This window comes from Devosia sp., assembly GCF_035944845.1.
Classification (GTDB): domain Bacteria; phylum Pseudomonadota; class Alphaproteobacteria; order Rhizobiales; family Devosiaceae; genus Devosia_A.
Window position 1 is genome coordinate 58042 of sequence record NZ_DASZAW010000054.1, and the last position, 16158, is coordinate 74199.

General features: G+C 65.4%; 13 protein-coding genes. 7 read left to right on the forward strand and 6 right to left on the reverse strand.

The genetic code is table 11. The features are described from left to right. Positions 1-112: 112 nt before the first annotated feature. Genes VGV07_RS09345 through VGV07_RS09360 form a run of 4 tightly spaced genes read left to right on the forward strand, consistent with a single transcriptional unit; the run spans position 113 to position 5586 of the window. The gene (locus VGV07_RS09345; RefSeq protein ID WP_326868426.1) at positions 113-1660 is read left to right on the forward strand and encodes a DUF3502 domain-containing protein; all 1548 of its coding nucleotides are present in this window, start codon (positions 113-115) and stop codon (positions 1658-1660) included. Positions 1661-1718: 58 nt separating this feature from the next. Then, a complete protein-coding gene (locus VGV07_RS09350) occupies positions 1719-2366 on the forward strand; it encodes a YesL family protein (protein WP_326868427.1) in 648 nt (215 codons plus the stop codon). A gap of 20 nt (positions 2367-2386) precedes the next feature. After that, on the forward strand, positions 2387-4798 hold the full coding sequence (locus VGV07_RS09355; protein ID WP_326868428.1) for a glycoside hydrolase family 2 TIM barrel-domain containing protein: 2412 nt from the start codon (positions 2387-2389) through the stop codon (positions 4796-4798). A 2-nt stretch (positions 4799-4800) separates the two neighbouring features. Next, positions 4801-5586, forward strand: coding sequence for an SDR family NAD(P)-dependent oxidoreductase (locus VGV07_RS09360; protein WP_326868429.1), 786 nt, complete (start codon positions 4801-4803; stop codon positions 5584-5586). Between the two features lie 383 nt (positions 5587-5969). Here the strand turns inward: VGV07_RS09360 and VGV07_RS09365 are convergent, their stop codons facing one another. After that, positions 5970-6740 carry an FCD domain-containing protein gene (locus tag VGV07_RS09365; RefSeq protein ID WP_326868430.1) on the reverse strand — a complete coding sequence of 257 codons (771 nt, stop codon included), beginning with the start codon at positions 6738-6740 and terminating at the stop codon, positions 5970-5972. 184 nt (positions 6741-6924) lie between these two features. On the opposite strand from VGV07_RS09365, the gene VGV07_RS09370 reads away from it, so the two are divergent. From VGV07_RS09370 to VGV07_RS09380, 3 genes are all read left to right on the forward strand, one after another. Then, positions 6925-8241, forward strand: a complete 1317-nt coding sequence (locus VGV07_RS09370) for an ABC transporter substrate-binding protein (RefSeq protein ID WP_326868431.1) — start codon at positions 6925-6927, stop codon at positions 8239-8241. 60 nt (positions 8242-8301) lie between these two features. Then, the gene (locus VGV07_RS09375; RefSeq protein ID WP_326868432.1) at positions 8302-9351 is read left to right on the forward strand and encodes a mannonate dehydratase; all 1050 of its coding nucleotides are present in this window, start codon (positions 8302-8304) and stop codon (positions 9349-9351) included. A gap of 101 nt (positions 9352-9452) precedes the next feature. After that, positions 9453-10370, forward strand: coding sequence for a nucleoside hydrolase (locus VGV07_RS09380; protein WP_326868433.1), 918 nt, complete (start codon positions 9453-9455; stop codon positions 10368-10370). A gap of 214 nt (positions 10371-10584) precedes the next feature. Here the strand turns inward: VGV07_RS09380 and VGV07_RS09385 are convergent, their stop codons facing one another. From VGV07_RS09385 to VGV07_RS09405, 5 genes are all read right to left on the reverse strand, one after another. Next, positions 10585-11592 (reverse strand): aldo/keto reductase, encoded by a 1008-nt coding sequence (locus tag VGV07_RS09385; RefSeq protein WP_326868434.1) that lies wholly within the window; start codon positions 11590-11592, stop codon positions 10585-10587. A gap of 143 nt (positions 11593-11735) precedes the next feature. Next, positions 11736-12554 carry a FadR/GntR family transcriptional regulator gene (locus VGV07_RS09390; protein ID WP_326868435.1) on the reverse strand — a complete coding sequence of 273 codons (819 nt, stop codon included), beginning with the start codon at positions 12552-12554 and terminating at the stop codon, positions 11736-11738. Beyond that, positions 12541-13356, reverse strand: coding sequence for an ABC transporter ATP-binding protein (locus VGV07_RS09395; RefSeq protein WP_326868436.1), 816 nt, complete (start codon positions 13354-13356; stop codon positions 12541-12543). Before VGV07_RS09395 ends, VGV07_RS09390 begins: the two co-directional genes overlap by 14 nt. Next, positions 13353-15137: a dipeptide/oligopeptide/nickel ABC transporter permease/ATP-binding protein gene (locus VGV07_RS09400; RefSeq protein WP_326868437.1), complete on the reverse strand. Its 1785-nt coding sequence runs from the start codon at positions 15135-15137 to the stop codon at positions 13353-13355. Before VGV07_RS09400 ends, VGV07_RS09395 begins: the two co-directional genes overlap by 4 nt. After that, positions 15134-16081, reverse strand: a complete 948-nt coding sequence (locus tag VGV07_RS09405; protein WP_326868438.1) for an ABC transporter permease — start codon at positions 16079-16081, stop codon at positions 15134-15136. Before VGV07_RS09405 ends, VGV07_RS09400 begins: the two co-directional genes overlap by 4 nt. Positions 16082-16158: the final 77 nt, after the last annotated feature.

Genomic DNA, 16158 nt, shown 5'->3' on the forward strand with positions numbered 1-16158 from the left:
GCCGGACAACAGACTACGCGGCCGGCGCCGATGACCGGCCGCACCCTCGAAGCCAATTCGAGTTGAGGGAAATCTCGGCAGTGACTGACACCATTCAGAGGAGGAGTCTGAGATGACAAGAAGGAACATCATGCGAGTCGGGGCGGCGCTGCTGGCCATCGGCATCAGCATGCCGGCGCTGACGGCGGGGGCGCTCGCCCAGGACGCGCCGACCGAGATCACCATGCTGACCATGGGCAACAAGCCCACCAATGGTCGCCTCGAGGCGATGCTCGAAAAGCTCAACGAGCTGCTGGTAGCCAAGGTCAACGCCAAGCTCGACCTGTTCTATATCGAGTGGGCCGACTGGCAGACCCAGTACAACGTGCAGCTGTTGTCGGGCGACGACAATGTCGACCTCGTCGCCACCGCCACCGACTGGCTCTATGCCTGGGAGAACGCCGAGAAGGGCGCCTTCCTGCCGCTCAGTGAAGAAATGCTCCAGGCCAATGCGCCCAAGACCTGGGCCCAGGTTGAAGCCGATGGCCACTGGGACCTGACCAAGCTCGCCGACGGCAAGATCTACTTCGCCCCCGAGGACAACTACACCCAGTACACCAACCACGGCTTCTTCTACCGCGGCGACTGGGCCAAGGAGGCCGGCTTCGAGAACGGCGAGATCACCAAGTTCGAGGATTTCACCAAGTATTTCGAGTGGGTGAAGGCCAACAAGCCCGACGCCTATCCGTGGGATGTCGCGGGCGCCAACGAAGCCGCGCTCACCGGCTACATCCAGGGGCACACCGATTTCCAGACCATCCAGGGGATCAGCGCCGGCAACTACATTCCGTTCCACACCACGGCGGCCAACCCCTACACCGTCACCTCCTGGTACATGGAGGGCGATGCCCTGGTCGAAGCGGCCAAGCTCGCCAAGCAGTGGAACGATATCGGGGTGTGGCGCGAAGACGCGCTGAACTACGATGGCGACACGCGCGAGGAGCTCTATGCCGGCCTCTCCGGCGCCGACCAGCACCACACGCAGACCTTCGTCAACGACATCGTCAACAACCTGAGCACCAAGCAGCCCGGCTCCGATCCCAAGTTCTTCTACTGGGGCCAGGAAAACGGCAACTTCTTCAAGGACATCTTCACCCACGGCGCCATGGCGGTGAGCGCCTATTCCAAGCACCCCGAGAAGGCGCTGCAGGTCTACGACCTGATCCGCAACGACAAGGAAATCTACGACCTGTTCAATTTCGGCATCAAGGATGTCGACTACATCATCACCGACGACGGCAAGCTCGGCTACCCGGAGGGCTACGATTCCTCGACCATGTCGCTGGGCACCGACTACTGGTGGGGCCGCATGGACGAGTTCGAACTGCCGCGCACCACGCAGGCCCCGAACCGGGCGGAGATTATCGCCAAGCTCGATGCGACGGCCAAGGACTACCCATACTCGACGCTGATCGTGAACAAGCAGAACATCGACTCGACCCTCGCGGCCATGGCGGGCGTCCTGTCCGAGTACATCCCGCAGCTGCAATACGGCAAGTTCGAGGACCCCGCCGCTGCTGTCGCCGAGATGCGCCAGAAGCTGAAGGATGTCGGCTACGAGGACGCTCGCGCCTCGATCCAGGCAGACATGGACGCCTGGAAGGCCGCCCGCGGCCTCTAGTCACCTCACCTCGGACCGGGCGGTGTTCGCACCGCCCGGTCTCTCTGGAGGATCCAGCATGGCAACTCTGTTCTCGCAGGACTCGGCGCTGATGCGCGGCCTGAGCCTCCTCGCCGATGTGATCGTCCTCAACCTGCTGTTCGTCGCCACCTCGATCCCGGTTTTCACCATCGGCGCCTCGCTGACCGCGCTGAACTTCACCGCGATGCGGCTGGCGACGGGAGAGTGCAACTCCGTGACCTCGGACTATTTCCGCTCCTTCCAGCGTAACTTCCGCCAGGCCACGGTGATCTGGCTGCTGCTGCTGGCTTTGGTCGGTGTCCTGGCTGCCTGGTATGTCGTCGTCACCAACCTGACGTTCGGGCCCATGGCCGAGCTGATCCTCGTTGCCGTCTGGTACGTGCTCGTCTTCAATTTCGCCGCCGCGGCCCTGTTCGTCTTTCCTTATCTCGCCAGCTTCGAGGGCCGCACCCGCGACATCTTGCGCAATGCGCGCCTGCTCTCCTGGAAGCACCCGTTCACCGGGCTCGCCGCGCTGGGGCTGATCGCGCTCTCAGTGGTCGTCACCGTCTTCTATCCGCAGCTCACCGGCTATGGGCTGTTCTGGTTCTTCGTCGGCTTTGCCGGCATCGCCACCATCAACGGACGCCTGTTTGCCGGCGTCTTCAGCAAGTACATCGCTGCCGCTGCGTCGGCATCCACCTGAAAGACAAGGGCCGAGGGCTCATGCATAGCTACGATATCCGCCGGTGGGTCTTCACCCTCACGGACACGCCGGAGGCCTGGGCCAAGGGCTTTGATGATACTGCCTGGCGGCCGGTCACCGTGCCGCATGACTGGAGCGTCGAGCAGCCGTTCGACGAGCACCATTCGAGCGGCACCGGGTACCTGCCCGGCGGCATCGGCTGGTACCGCGCCCACGTCTCCCTTGCCGCGCTCGGCGACGTCGCCGGCAAGCACGTGCGGCTGAAGTTCCATGGCGTCTACAAGAACGCCCGGGTCTGGGTGAACGGCTATCATGTCGGCGGACGACCCTCGGGCTATGCCGAGTTCTCCTTCGATCTCACCGAGATCCTCTCCTACGCCAATAGCGACGACCTGGTGATCAGCGTCAGGGTCGAGCACACCGATATCTCCGACAGCCGCTGGTACAACGGCTCCGGCATCAACCGTCATGTCGTGCTCGAACTGCACCAGCCGGTGCGCGTCGCCGAATACGGCACGGTGTTCGAGACACTGGCGGCCGACGCTGCTGCGGCCTCGGTGCGCGTCACGCAACGGCTGGTCAACGACACCGCGGCAGCGGTGACGGTCGCGGTGCGACACGAGTTGCGTTCTCTGACCTCGGGCCGCCTACAGGCGATCGAGACTAGCGCGGAACTTGCCGCCGGGGGCTCAGCCGAGACCGTCGTCACGGCAACGGTCCCGCAGCCTGAGCTGTGGTCCGATACCAGCGCGAACCTCTATCGGCTCACCACCACCCTGAGCTGGGGTGCGAACCAGCGCGCCGTCTACGAAGAAACGGTCGGCATCCGCACCTTCCGCTTCGATGCCGAGCAGGGCTTCTTCATCAATGGCGAGGCACGCACCCTGAAGGGCGTCTGCCTGCACGAGGATGCCGGCCCGTTCGGCACCGCGGTGCCATCGGAAGTGTGGCTGCGCCGACTGCTCAACCTCAAGCAGCTCGGCTGCAACGGCGTGCGCATGGCGCATAATCCGCACGCCCCGGAGCTCTATCGCCTCTGCGACGCGCTCGGCTTTTACGTCATCGACGAAGCCTTCGACGAGTGGGAGAACCCCAAGAACAAGTGGTGGCAGGGTCACAACGTCTACCCGCCGCGCCATCAGGGCTACGCCCAGGATTTCCACGAGTGGGGCGAGCGCGACCTCGTCAACATGATCGAAGCGCACCGCAACCACGCTTCGATCATCGCCTGGAGCACCGGCAACGAGATCGATTACCCCAACGATCCCTACGCCAGCGCCATGTTCGAGGCGATGACCGGCAATAACGACGCCAACAAATCGGCCAAGCAACGCGCCTACGATCCGAACCGCCCGGATGCCCGGCGCCTCGCGACGATCTCGCGGCGCCTCGCCGCCATCGTCAAAGCTAAGGATCCGACCCGGCCGGTCACTGTGGGTGCCGCCTTTCCCGAGCTCTCGCGCTACACCGGCTTCCTCGAGCCGCTCGATCTCGTCGGCTACAACTACAAGGAACACCTCTACCCGGCCGATCATCAGAAGTTCCCCGGCCAGCCGATCGTCGGCAGCGAGAATGGTCACGGCTATGCCGAGTGGCGCGCCGTCACCGACAACGACTACATCTCCGGCCAGTACCTGTGGACCGGCATCGACTACCTGGGCGAAACCGACCGCTGGCCCCATCACGGTTCGCGCGCCGGGCTGCTGACCATCGCCGGTTTTGCCAAACACAGCGCCCAGCTGCGACGCAGTTGGTGGGCCGACGAGCCGGTGGCCTATATCGCCACGCGCAAACGCGGCGATGAAAAAAAGAACCTCTGGTCGCACCCGATCGCCCGGTCCTGGGACGACATCGCCGATGGCGAGGTGGAGGTCGTCTGCTTCTCCAATGGCGAACCGCGGCTGAGCTGTGCCGGTGCCGATGTCGCCCTGACCCATGACGACGAGTACGGCTATTGGGTAGCCGCCGCCTTGCCATCGGCTGGGCCGCTGCTCCTCGAGACGCGCCGCAACGGCGAGCTGGCGCGCGACGCATTCGGGCCACGCGGCGAAGCGGTGCGGATCGACGCGGTGGTGTGGCAGGCCCCCGATGACGCCATCCGCCGCTGCACCGACGCCGGCTTGCTCGGAGAGGGTATCATCCAGGTCGAATGCACGTTGCGCGACGCCGCCGGCGAAGTGGCCGGCAACGAAACGACACTGTCGGTCGGGGTGGTGGGCGGTGAATTGCTCGGCATCGAGAGCGGCGACCTGAGCGACAACACGCCATACAGCGCTTCGGCGCGACGCACCTTCGATGGGCGAGCGATCGTCTTCATTCGCGCCACCGGGCGGACGTCGCTGCGTCTCAGCGCTCCCGGCCTCCCCGAGGTGCGGATGGACAATCTCGAGGCCGGCCTTGCCGGCGAACTCCACTCAAACACGGTGCTCTGAACATGCTGATCGATCTCAACAACAAGGTGGCCATCGTCACCGGTGCCGGTCGCGGCATCGGCAATGAAATTGCCAGGACGCTCGCCGCCGAGGGCGCCATCGTCGTCGTCACCGATATCCGGCAGGAGCTGCTCGACGAGGTCGCCGAGCAGTGGCGGCAGAACGGCTGGAATGGCCTGCAACTGCTCTGCGACGTCCGCAAGGCCGAGGATAACCTCGCCGTCGTCGCGGCCGTGGAACAGGCGTTCGGCCGCATCGACATCCTCGTCAACAATGCCGGCGTTGCCGGTGGCGCGCAGGTCGAAGTGCTGCCCGAGGAAACCTGGGATCTCAACCTCGATGTCAACCTCAAGGGCACCTTCCTGATGTGCCAGGCGGTTATTCCGGTGATGAAGCGCCAGCGCTCCGGCCGCATCCTCAATGCGGCATCGTTTGCCGCCATCATCCCCTCGGTTGGCGGGGCGGCCTACGCGGCTTCGAAGTCCGGCGTCGAAGGCTTTACCCGGGTGCTGGCGGGAGAACTCGGCGCGCACGAGATCACCGTCAACTGCTACGCCCCGGGTATGATCCCCACGGCCATGAACCGCTTTGCCGATCGCACCGATGCGGAAAAGAGCCGCCTGCTCGACACCCTGACGCTGCGCCGCTGGGGCAGCCCAAAGGACGTCGCCAACCTGATCTGCTTCCTGGCTTCCGACCTCGCGTCCTACATCACCGGCACGATGATCGACGTTTCCGGCGGCAAATTCGCCACCCAGATGCCCTGGGTCAGCCACCGCGAGCCTTAGGGCGCTGGGTCTTCTGGCCCCTCCCCCTTGAGGGGAGGGCAGTCGCATATGAGAGCCACCGGGCTCTCGGTGGTCCTCCACCGCGCAGCGGGGGAGGGGGACCAGCGAAGCTGGTGGAGGGGGCGACCACAAACACCGGCGCCTCCTGCCGCCCCCTCCACCGCCTTCGGCGGTCCCCCCGGGGTGAGGCCTCTGGCCTCATCCCCTCCCCCGTTTCACGGTGGAGGACCACCGAGAGTTCAGTGCACAAAGCCATATGCGATTGCCCTGCCCGCGAGGGGGACGGGCTGGGGGTGGGGGTCCATCGGTGATCACCGGACCACCCCCTCCCTCAATCCCTCCCCTCCTAGCGGACGCGGGGGAGGGAAGCGCGCCCCCCCGCGCTAGGTCGCCGGCGGCGGATCCACATACGCGTCCTGCGGCAGCTCCTTCTGCGTCACCCAGGCCGCCCACCAGCCCTTGAGGTGGTCGCGCATCGCCGTCTCCGCCGCGTCGGGGTCGCGGAAGGCAATGGCGTTGAAGATGCCGGTATGCTGGCGATGCGCGTGCTGCTCGGTGAACGACTCCCGCTGCAGCTTCGAGCGCCGTTCTTCGACCCAGCCGGCAAAGGCATCGTGCACAGCCTCGAAGATGCGGTTGTCGGCCACTTCGAACAGCGTCCGGTGAAACAGCGCGTCGGTGCGGACGAATTCGTGCCGGTCGCCGATGGCGCGGCCATTGTCATCCAGCCGTTCGCGCAGCAGCGTCAGCTGTGCGTCTGTGATGTTTTTCGCTGCGTTCCGCGCCATCGCCTGCTCGAGGAATGAGCGGGCGGCGAACAGATCCTTGAACGTCTCGCCGTCCTGCAGCGACAGGTGGATGACGCTGTCGAGCGATTCCAGCACGCTGAAGACATCGGGCTGGCGTACCCGCGCCCGGCGGCCGTTCTCGGTTTCGATCAGCCCCTTCTTTTCGAGGAACAGGAACGCCTCGCGTACCGAGGGCCGGCCGGTCTCGAAGGTTTCCATCAGGTCTCGTTCAGACGGCAGCCGGTCCCCTGGCTTCAGTCGTCCATCGCGGATCGCTGCCTCGAGGCGCGCCGCCACCACCTCGTAGAGCTTGGGGCGGGATATTGGCGCCAGTCCGAGAGCTTGGCTGGAATCGCCTTCGTTCATCGAGTGTCCTTCGCTTGGTTAGCCGCCAGCATAACCAAAACGGATGAGCCCACAAGACTTGATGTCATGCCGTCATGCTGTTACCTGTCATGCCAGTTTGGTGGCGAGCTTGCGGCCTGCAGGAGGTGCAGGTCCATGCCGTCGCCGCCTCAATCGATAGCGTTCACCTGGGAGGGACAGAGCAGTGAATGAGACCTTGAACCGAGCCGGCTGGACGCGCCGGCGGGTGCTCGCGAGTGCGGCGGGTGGCGTGGCCCTCGCGGCGGCCGGAGCATTCCCGATGCCGGCCATCGCGCAGTCGAAGAAGCTCACCTATTGGGGCGGTCTGGTGCTGAGCGATACCGCCCACAAGCTGCTGATCGACGCCGTCACCGCCTGGGGCGCGGCTAACAATGTCGAAACCGAGGTCGTGCTTATCAACGTCAACGAGATCACCCAGAAGGTCTCGGCCGCGATCGCCTCGGGCACGCTGCCGGATGTCTTCGATGTCGGACTCGAGCTGTTGACGCTGTTGTCGCGGCAGGACGTGTTCGCCAATGTCGACGACGTCTATGAGCGGATCGGCAGCGCCCATGGGGGCTGGTTCGAAGGCCCGGCCAAGGCCAGCGACATGACCGCCGTGGCCGGCGGCCGCACTGCCATTCCGTTCGGCGTCAGCGGCAACCTGCTGATGCGACGCAAGGACCTGCTGGAGCCGGCCGGTTTCACTGCGCCGCCCAAGACCTGGGATGAACTGGTGGCGCAGGCCGTGGCGATCAACAAGCCGCCGCTGTCAGGTCTTGGCCTCGCGCTGTCCAATGTCGGTGACGGGAACCTGCAGACCAGTGTGCTGCAGTCCTTCGGCGGCCGCATCGCCGACGATGCAGGAAAGATGGTGACGCTCGACTCGCCCGCAACCCGCCTGTGGCTCACCTGGCTGAAAGATGCCTGGGACAAGGGGCTGTTCGCTCCGGGCAGCACCGTCTGGGACGGCTCGGGCGACAACCAGGCTTACCTCTCGGGTCAGGTCGGCTTCATTGCCAATACCGGTTCGGTGGCGGTAGCGGCGCGCAAGGACGATCCGGAGCTGTTCGAACAGACCGGCTTTTCGGCGTTGCCCGCCGGCCCGATCGGCACCATTTCGCCGGTCAGCCCGCAGAGCCGCGTCATCAATGCCAAGAGCCCGCTGGTCGAAGAAGGCAAGTCGCTGCTCGAGCACCTCGCCAATTCCGAGTTCATGAACGAGTATTTCCAGTACGCCATCTGGGGCCCGGTGCTGAAGGACCAGGAACAGCTCCCGGCTTTCGATGGCTCCAACACCATCCTCAATGGCCTGCTGGATCTCGCCAAGACCGGCACGCCGCCCGCCTATCCGGATGTGTTCAACGCCGCCTATGCCGACATGTCGGCCAACTTCATCATCCCCAAGCTGGCGCAGCGCGTGGTGGTCGACGGTTGGGATTTCGACAAGGCCATCGCCGAAGCCCAGGCCTCGACCCAGGCGATTTACGACAAGTACTGATCGGTCAGCGGAAAGGGGGCCTTTCGCGAACATCGAAACCGAATTTTGGAGAAAGAGATAATGGGGATCAGAGCAGCGGTGGGTCAGTTCCACGACCTGACCGAGGAGCGGCTGCGCTTTGCGCGGCAGATCGGCGTTACCGGGCTGCAGATGAACAATCCCGCGCTGCCGGGCAACGACGGCAAATGGGCCGAAAAGGACGTCCGGGAGCTGGCCGACAGGGTCCGCGAGGCCGGGCTGACCTTCGAGGCGATCGAGAACGTGCCGTCGCAGTTCTACATGAAGGCGATGCTGGGGCTCGACGGCCGCGACCAGCAGATCGAGAACTACCAGGCGACGATCCGTGCCGTGGCGCGCGCCGGCATCCCGATCCTCGGGCTGCATTTCATGCCGAATTCGGTGTGGACCACCGACTATGTCGCGGTGACCCGCGGCGGCGCCACGGCGCGGAAGTTCGATATGGCAACGGTCGATGCCAACAGCGAGAACCTGGAGCTGCTGCGCAGCTTTATGCCGACCGGCCTCGGCAGCCTTGAGGGCATGCCGCTCTACGGCAAGGATGGGCCGTTCGTCACCGAAGCGCAGATGTGGGCCAACTACAGCTACTTCATGAGCGCCGTGCTGCCGGTGGCAGAGGAAGAGGGGCTGCGGCTGGCGCTGCACCCCGACGATCCGCCGGTGCCGATGCTGGGCGGCGTGGCGCGCCTCTTCTATAAGCCCGACAACTTCAAGAAGGCCTATGAGCTGTTCGGCCAGTCGCCGAGCTGGGCGCTCGACCTCTGCCTCGGCTGCTGCTCGGAAATGATCGGCGGCAAACAGAACGTCACCGAGATGATCGAGTTCTTCGCTCCCAAGGGCCGCATCGCCTATATCCACTTCCGCGACGTGCAGGGCACCGTGCCTGATTTCACCGAGTGCTTCATCGGCGACGGCAATTACGACCCGGCCGAGGTGATCGCCTTGCTGGCCGAGAACGGCTTCGACGGCTTCCTGCTCGACGACCACGTGCCCAAGATGGACGGCGACAGCGACTGGAACCATCGCGGCCGCGCTCATGCCATCGGCTACATGCAGGGCCTGATCCGCATGCTGGAGTTCAGCCGCAGCTAGGTGCGCCTCGCGAAGCGGGCCGGTTGCAGCTTGCCGCTTTGCCCGCTACCTCAGGCGGGCAAAGCGCCGCGGTCCGACGGCAACCCCACGAGGAGAATGACGTGTCCCTTTCCGATGCCGATCGGCTGCAGCTGTTGACCCCGCGCCCCGGCCGGCTGCGGGCGGTGCTGGATACCGACACCTATAACGAGATCGACGACCAGTACGCGCTGGTCCAGGCCGTGCTGTCGCCCGAGCGGCTCGACCTCCAGGCGATTTACGCCGCGCCGTTCCACAACTCCCGTTCCGATGGTCCCGGCCACGGCATGGAACTGAGCTATGGTGAGATCCTGGAACTGCTGCAGCGGCTCGACATCTCGCCCGAGGGGTTCGTCTATCGTGGCGTCAGCGACTATGTGGGACCGAGCAAAGTTGCCCGGCCGGCAGAAGCGGTGGACGACCTGATCTCGCGGGCCCGCGCCGGCTCGATCGAGGATCCGCTCTATGTCATCGCCATCGGCGCCATCAGCAATGTGGCCTCGGCTTTGCTCAAGGCCCCCGACATCATCGACCGCACCGTCGTCGTCTGGCTCGGAGGGCATGCCCTCGATTGGCCGCACCAGCGCGAGTTCAATCTGAAGCAGGATGTCGGCGGCGCCCAGGTGCTGTTCGACAGCGGCGTGCCGCTGGTGCTGGTGCCCTGCATGGGCGTCACCTCGCACCTCCACAGCACCGTCGCCGAGATCGAGCGCTATGTCGAACCCTGCGGCGATATCGGCAAATTCCTCGCCATGCGATTCAAGGAATATTCCGACGATCATCTCGGCTGGTCCAAGGAGATCTGGGACATGGCGGCGGTCGCCTGGCTGCTCGATGCCAGCTGGACCCCGAGCGTCCTGGTGCCCACCCCGATCCTCACCACGGAGGTCACCTACAGCACCGATCGCGCCCGCCACCCGATGCGCTACGTCACCCACGTCCGCCGCGACCCGATCCTCAGGGACTTTTTCCTGAAGTTGCAGGCGGCGACGGCGTCGTAGGGCATAACAGTCATTCGGCACGAGCACCCAATCCCTTCTCCCCTCAGGGGAGAAGGTGGCGCGAAGCGCCGGTTGAGGGGTGAGGCGATGCAATACGCGCTCGTTGAGAAGCTGAACCCCTCACCCTAGTGCCGCTACGGACCTTCGGTCCTAGCTCAACTACCCTCTCCCCTCAGGGGAGAGGGGCCTCGCGGCCGATCACAACGTCGTCCCCCTACCGCGCCACCCGTCCCTCCATCGGATGCCCCGGGTCGGTGAAGCCGTGGGTCGAGGCGTGGCCCGGACTGACCAGCCGGTCGACCAGCGCCTCGTCCTCGGCATCGAGCTTGACGTCGAGCGCTCGGATGTAGCTGTCCCACTGCGCTTCGGTGCGGGGGCCGGTGATCGCCGCGCTCACCAGCTTGTTGTTGAGCACCCAGGCCAGCGCGAAGTGGGCGGCGTCGATCCCCTTGGCTCGCGCATGCGCCGCGATCTGCTGCGCGATGGCGAGCGATTCCGGCCGCCACTCGGTTTCGAGGATGCGCTTGTCGCCACGGCCGGCTCGGGTATCGGATGCCGGCTCCTGGCCCGGCTGGTACTTGCCGGTCAGTACCCCGCGCGCCAGTGGCGAATAGGAGACGACGCCGAGGCCGTAGTGCTGTGCAGCCGGCAACTGCTCGGCCTCGGCCGTGCGGTTGACGATATTGTAGAGTGGCTGGCTGGCAATCGGGCGGTCGATGCCGAGCTGGTCGGCGAGGTGCGCCACCTCGGAGATGCGCCAGCCGCGGAAGTTGGAGACGCCGAAATAGCGCAGCTTGCCGGCGCGGATCAGGTCGGCGATGGCTCGCACCGGTTCCTCGAGCGGGGCGTCGAACACTGCGCGGTGGAAATAGATCAGGTCGATATAGTCGGTCCCGAGCCGCCTGAGCGAGTTCTCGACCGTCTCGATCACCCACTTGCGCGAGTAGCCGCCGAGGTTGGGGCCCTTCCTGGCCGAGTTGACGAACTTGGTCGCCAGCACCCAGTGGTCGCGGCTGGCCTTGATGCCTTGCCCCACCACCCGCTCGCTGGCGCCGTCGCCATAGACGTCGGCGGTATCGATGAAGTTGATCCCCTGCTCGCGCGCCTTGTCGATGATCCGGAACGCCTCGGGGTCGGGGGTCCGATCGCCGAACATCATCGTGCCGAGCGACAGCGGGGATACCTTGAGGGCGCTGCGGCCAAGGTAGCGGTAGTCAGACATTACTGAGTTCTCCAGGTGATCGCCGCCTTGACCGATCGGACCACCGGCGCGGCGACGGTGCAATGGCCAAGCGGTCGTCTGCCATGGCCGACGACATTTTCCTCGCCCCGGGGGCAAGCTCGACAGGGACCACTGGCGGTCGATCAGGCGCTTCGTTTCCTGCTTCTGGACCGGCGCGGGGCTTCGTCCTCACTCAGAAACTGGTCTCGAAGGCGTGCCTGCAGACCCAGCATGTGCTGCTCCGCCTCGGCCATGTGCTCGACAAGTATCGCAGACGCGGCGGTGGCATCGCGGCGGCGCATGGCGGCGATGAGGTCGTGCTGGTGGCGGATGCCGCTTTCGCGCAGCACCGGCTCGGGCTGCACATAGATGTCCTGCGCAATGGTCAGGTCCTTGAGCAGCCGCTGCAGGAAACGGCAGGTGAAGGCAAGGATCGGGTTGTCGCAGTACTCGGCAACGACGCTGTGAAAGTCCAGCTCGGCCATGCGCTGGTTCCAGCGCTCGGCGGCGTCGGCTGGCTCATGGTCGTAGATCCGGATGATGTCCGCGAGGCGGCCGAGGCCGGCTTCGTCGATATTGAGCGTGGCGCTGGCGGCCAGTTGCGGTTCCAGCACCTTTCGCATCTCGTAGATATTGGCGATGCTCAGGTTCTTGGCGAACAGGAAGTTGGACAATAGGCTCATGGCCCGTCGCTCCGACATGCGCTCGATGAAGGCGCCGCCGCCCGGCCCGGTGCGGACCGAGATCAGCCCTTGTACTTCCAGCGCCTTGAGCGCTTCGCGAACCGTGCCCTTGCTGGCGGAAAACTGGGCCAGCAGCTCGCGCTCCTGCGGCAGGCGATCGCCGGGGCCCAGCCCGTGTTCCACGATCATGCGCTTGATCGCATCGACGATTTCGTCAGTCCGCTTGCGGCGCGCGGGTCCGACGCTGGTCGGCGGCTCGGTTGGATCAGGCGGGCTCATGCGGCTTCCGAATTGCCAGACGCGGCGCACTGGCGATCAGCGTCCGCGTATAGTCGTGCTGCGGTTCGGCGAACAGCCGGGCTGCGGGGCCGGCCTCGACGATCTCTCCCAGATACATGACCGCGACGCGGTCGGAAATCGATTCGACCACCGCCAGGTCGTGACTGATGAACAGATAGGTGAGGCCCAGGTCGTCGCGCAATTGCTGCAACAGCAGCAGGACCTGCGCCTGCACCGAGACGTCGAGCGCGCTCACCGGTTCGTCGAGGATCAGAATGCTGGCCTCCGCGGCCAGCGCCCGCGCAATGGCGATGCGCTGCGCCTGTCCGCCGGAGAACTCGTGCGGAAAGCGCTCCAGCGTCCCGAGCGGCATCTGCACCGCATCGAGCAGCTCCTTCTTGCGGCTGGCGCGCCTGGTGTGGTCATAGCCGCAGAGCAGGCGCAGAGGCACATCGAGGATTTCGTCGATGGTCTTGCGGGGGTTGAGCGAGGCGACAGGATCCTGGAACACATACTGGATGGTCCGGCCAAAGGCCGAGGCCCCCTTGGCGGCGAGCTGTTCCCAGGGCTTGCCATCGATCAGCATGATGCCCGAACTGGGCCGTTCGAGGCCTGCCAGCATGCGCGCCAGGGTCGATTTTCCCGAGCCGCTTTCGCCCACGATGCCGAGCGTCTCGCCGCGCTCGAGTGCCAGGGAAATGCCCCTCACGGCCCGCACTTCGCTGGCCTGCCGGCCGAAGAGTTTCCTTCTGCCACCGAAGGTCTTGGTCAGGTCGGTGATCTCGACGGCGTGCCGGCTCATGCGCCTGCTCCGGTGAACAGCGGACGCACCCGGTCGAGAAAGGCGTGGCCCTCGCCCAGCTCCGGCACACATGCGATCAGCCGCTTGGTATAGTCGTGTTGCGGGTCGCTGAGGACCTGGCTGGTCGGACCCTGCTCGATGATCTCGCCATACCTCATCACGGCCACCCGATCGCAAACCTGGGCCACCACGCCGAAATCATGGGTAATGAGCAGCAGCGCCAAGCCCCGCTGCCGCCGCAGGTCCTGCAACAGCTCGAGGATGCGGGCCTGCACCGTCACGTCGAGGGCCGTCGTTGGTTCGTCCGCGATGAGGATGTCGGGATCGTTGGCGAGCGCCATGGCAATACCGATGCGCTGGCGCTGGCCGCCGGAGAGCTCATGCGGATAGGCGTCGATACGGTTCTGCGCGTCGCGAATGCCGACGGTTTCCATCAGCTCGAGGGCTCGCCGGCGCGCCGCCCGCCGGCCCGCCGGCTGATGCGCCAGGATGGCCTCGGCGATCTGTTCGCCGACCCGGTAAAGCGGATGCAGCGTCGTCAGCGGATCCTGGAACACATAGGCGACGCGGGCGCCGCGCAGGCCGATCAACACCTGGTCCGGCAGCGACAGCACCTCCCTGCCGCCCACATACACACCCCCACCGGTCACCACCCCGGGCGGCGAAGCCACCAGCCCCATGAGCGATAGCGCCGTCACCGACTTGCCCGAACCGCTTTCCCCGATCAGCCCCAGGCACTCGCCCTTGTCGAGCCGAAAGCCGATATCGCTCACTGCCGGAGTGATGCTGTCGCCGGTGTCGAAACCGGTACTGAGGTGGTCAACCAGCAGGGCAGGTGCGTGCTCCAAGCTAGCGGCAGGCTGGGTGCTCCGTTCGATCCTGGTGACCGGCATCGGGCGGTTCAGTGCACCCGAGCGCAGCCGGGGATCGAGCACGTCGCGAATGCCGTCGCCAAGCAGGTTGATGCTCATCACCAGGAGGAAGATCATCGCCCCAGGGATGATCGAAGCGTGCGGGGCGGTGAACAGTTGCGCCCGCGCCTGGCCCAGCATGGATCCCAGATCGGATGTCGGCGGCTGGGCGCCGAGGCCGAGGAAGCTCAGGCCGGCTGTTTCGAGGATCATCCAGCCAACGGTCGTGGACATCGTGATGACGATGACCGGCAGCACATTGGGGAGCACTTCGGTGAACAGGATGGCGACATGTCCCTTGCCGGACAGTCGGGCCGCATCGACGAACTCGCGATTGCGGATCGAGACCGTCACGCCCGGGATATTGCGGGCGAAGAACGGAACATTGACGATGGCGATGGCGTAGAGCGCGTTCAAGAGGCCCGGCCCCAGCGCTGCAACGATGGCAATGGCGAGCAGGATATAGGGAAAGGCCATCAGCATATCGACAAGGCGCATCAGGATGCTGTCGGTCGCACCACGAGCATAGCCGGCCACCAGGCCAACCAGTGAGCCGACGATCGCCGCCAGGGCGGTGGCACTGACGCCGACCAGTAGCGACACCTGCGTCCCCCAGATCAGTCGCGACAGGATGTCCCGGCCCAGATGGTCGGTCCCGAGCGGGTGCCCGGCGCTCAGGGGCGGCAGCAGCCGGTTGGGCTGGTCGGTGATGTCGGGATCGGGTAGCGGCAGCACCGGCGCCAGCACCGCCACGAGGACAATGAAACCGAACAGGAAGAGACCGGCGGCGGCGAGGCGGTTGGCCATCAGCAACTGCCAGTTGCTGCGGCGCTTGCGGGATATCGGGGCGGACAGCGGCAGGTCGGTCATGCCTTGACCCTCGGGTCGAGCACCGCCTGGGCAACATCGGCAACCAGGTTGACCAGCACATAGACCGTCGCGGCAACCAGCACGCCGCCTTGCACCAGCAGCAGGTCACGGGTGGATACGGCCTTGACCAGCATCTGCCCCAGCCCGGGCCACTGGAACACGGTCTCGATATAGACCGCGCCCCCCAGTACAAAACCGGCCTGGATGCCCAGCACGGGAATGATCGACACCAGGGCGGCGCGGAAAGCATGTCGGTAAATCACCGCATTCTCGCGCAGTCCCTTGGCGCGGGCGGTGCGGATGAAATCCTGCCGCAGCACCTCGAGCATTGCCGCGCGGGTCAGCCGCGCGACGATGCCGGTGGCGACGATAGCGAGGGTCCCCGCCGGCAGGATCAGGTGACGCAACAGGTCCGGCAGGTCGCCGCCGCCATAGACGGCATACATCCCCGAAGCTGGCAGCAGCCGCCATTGCACCGCGAAATAGAGGATAAACACCAGTCCCAGAAAGAAGGCCGGCATGGAAATGCCGATCAGGACGAAAAAGGTGACGATGCGATCGGTCCAGCCGAACTGCTGCACGGCCGACACGATGCCTGCCAGGATGCCCAGCACCGAACATATGACCAGCGAGGCTCCTGCGAGGATCAGTGTGGCGCTGAAGCGCTCCAGCACCTCGTCGATCACTGGACGGTTGAGGATATAGGAGCGGCCGAAATCGCCATGCAGCAGGTTGCCGACCCAGATGACGTACTGCTCCGGCCATGAGCGATCGAGACCAAGGGCGCGGTTGATGCGCTCGACATTGTCCGGCGTGGCGTAGGAGCCCAGCAGCGCCTGCGCCGGATCGCCGGGAATGAGCTTCATCACCAGGAAGATGATGACCGACAGGCCCAGGATCACCGGGATCGCGGCCACGAGCCGCTTGCTGATATAGCCGATCATGTCCGGCGTCCCTCCACAAGGCACGGCGCCGCAAGCCGCGCCGGCCGCTTGTACGCGTGCCCATCTCCCCGGCCGGG

Excerpts from the sequence above, each read along its gene's own strand:
- VGV07_RS09345 (WP_326868426.1), top strand. The coding sequence starts at position 113 with ATGACAAGAAGGAACATCATGCGAGTCGGGGCGGCGCTGCTGGCCATC.
- VGV07_RS09350 (WP_326868427.1), top strand. The coding sequence starts at position 1,719 with ATGGCAACTCTGTTCTCGCAGGACTCGGCGCTGATGCGCGGCCTGAGC.
- VGV07_RS09355 (WP_326868428.1), top strand. The coding sequence starts at position 2,387 with ATGCATAGCTACGATATCCGCCGGTGGGTCTTCACCCTCACGGACACG.
- VGV07_RS09360 (WP_326868429.1), top strand. The coding sequence starts at position 4,801 with ATGCTGATCGATCTCAACAACAAGGTGGCCATCGTCACCGGTGCCGGT.
- VGV07_RS09365 (WP_326868430.1), bottom strand. The coding sequence starts at position 6,740 with ATGAACGAAGGCGATTCCAGCCAAGCTCTCGGACTGGCGCCAATATCC.
- VGV07_RS09375 (WP_326868432.1), top strand. The coding sequence starts at position 8,302 with ATGGGGATCAGAGCAGCGGTGGGTCAGTTCCACGACCTGACCGAGGAG.
- VGV07_RS09385 (WP_326868434.1), bottom strand. The coding sequence starts at position 11,592 with ATGTCTGACTACCGCTACCTTGGCCGCAGCGCCCTCAAGGTATCCCCG.
- VGV07_RS09390 (WP_326868435.1), bottom strand. The coding sequence starts at position 12,554 with ATGAGCCCGCCTGATCCAACCGAGCCGCCGACCAGCGTCGGACCCGCG.
- VGV07_RS09395 (WP_326868436.1), bottom strand. The coding sequence starts at position 13,356 with ATGAGCCGGCACGCCGTCGAGATCACCGACCTGACCAAGACCTTCGGT.
- VGV07_RS09400 (WP_326868437.1), bottom strand. The coding sequence starts at position 15,137 with ATGACCGACCTGCCGCTGTCCGCCCCGATATCCCGCAAGCGCCGCAGC.
- VGV07_RS09405 (WP_326868438.1), bottom strand. The coding sequence starts at position 16,081 with ATGATCGGCTATATCAGCAAGCGGCTCGTGGCCGCGATCCCGGTGATC.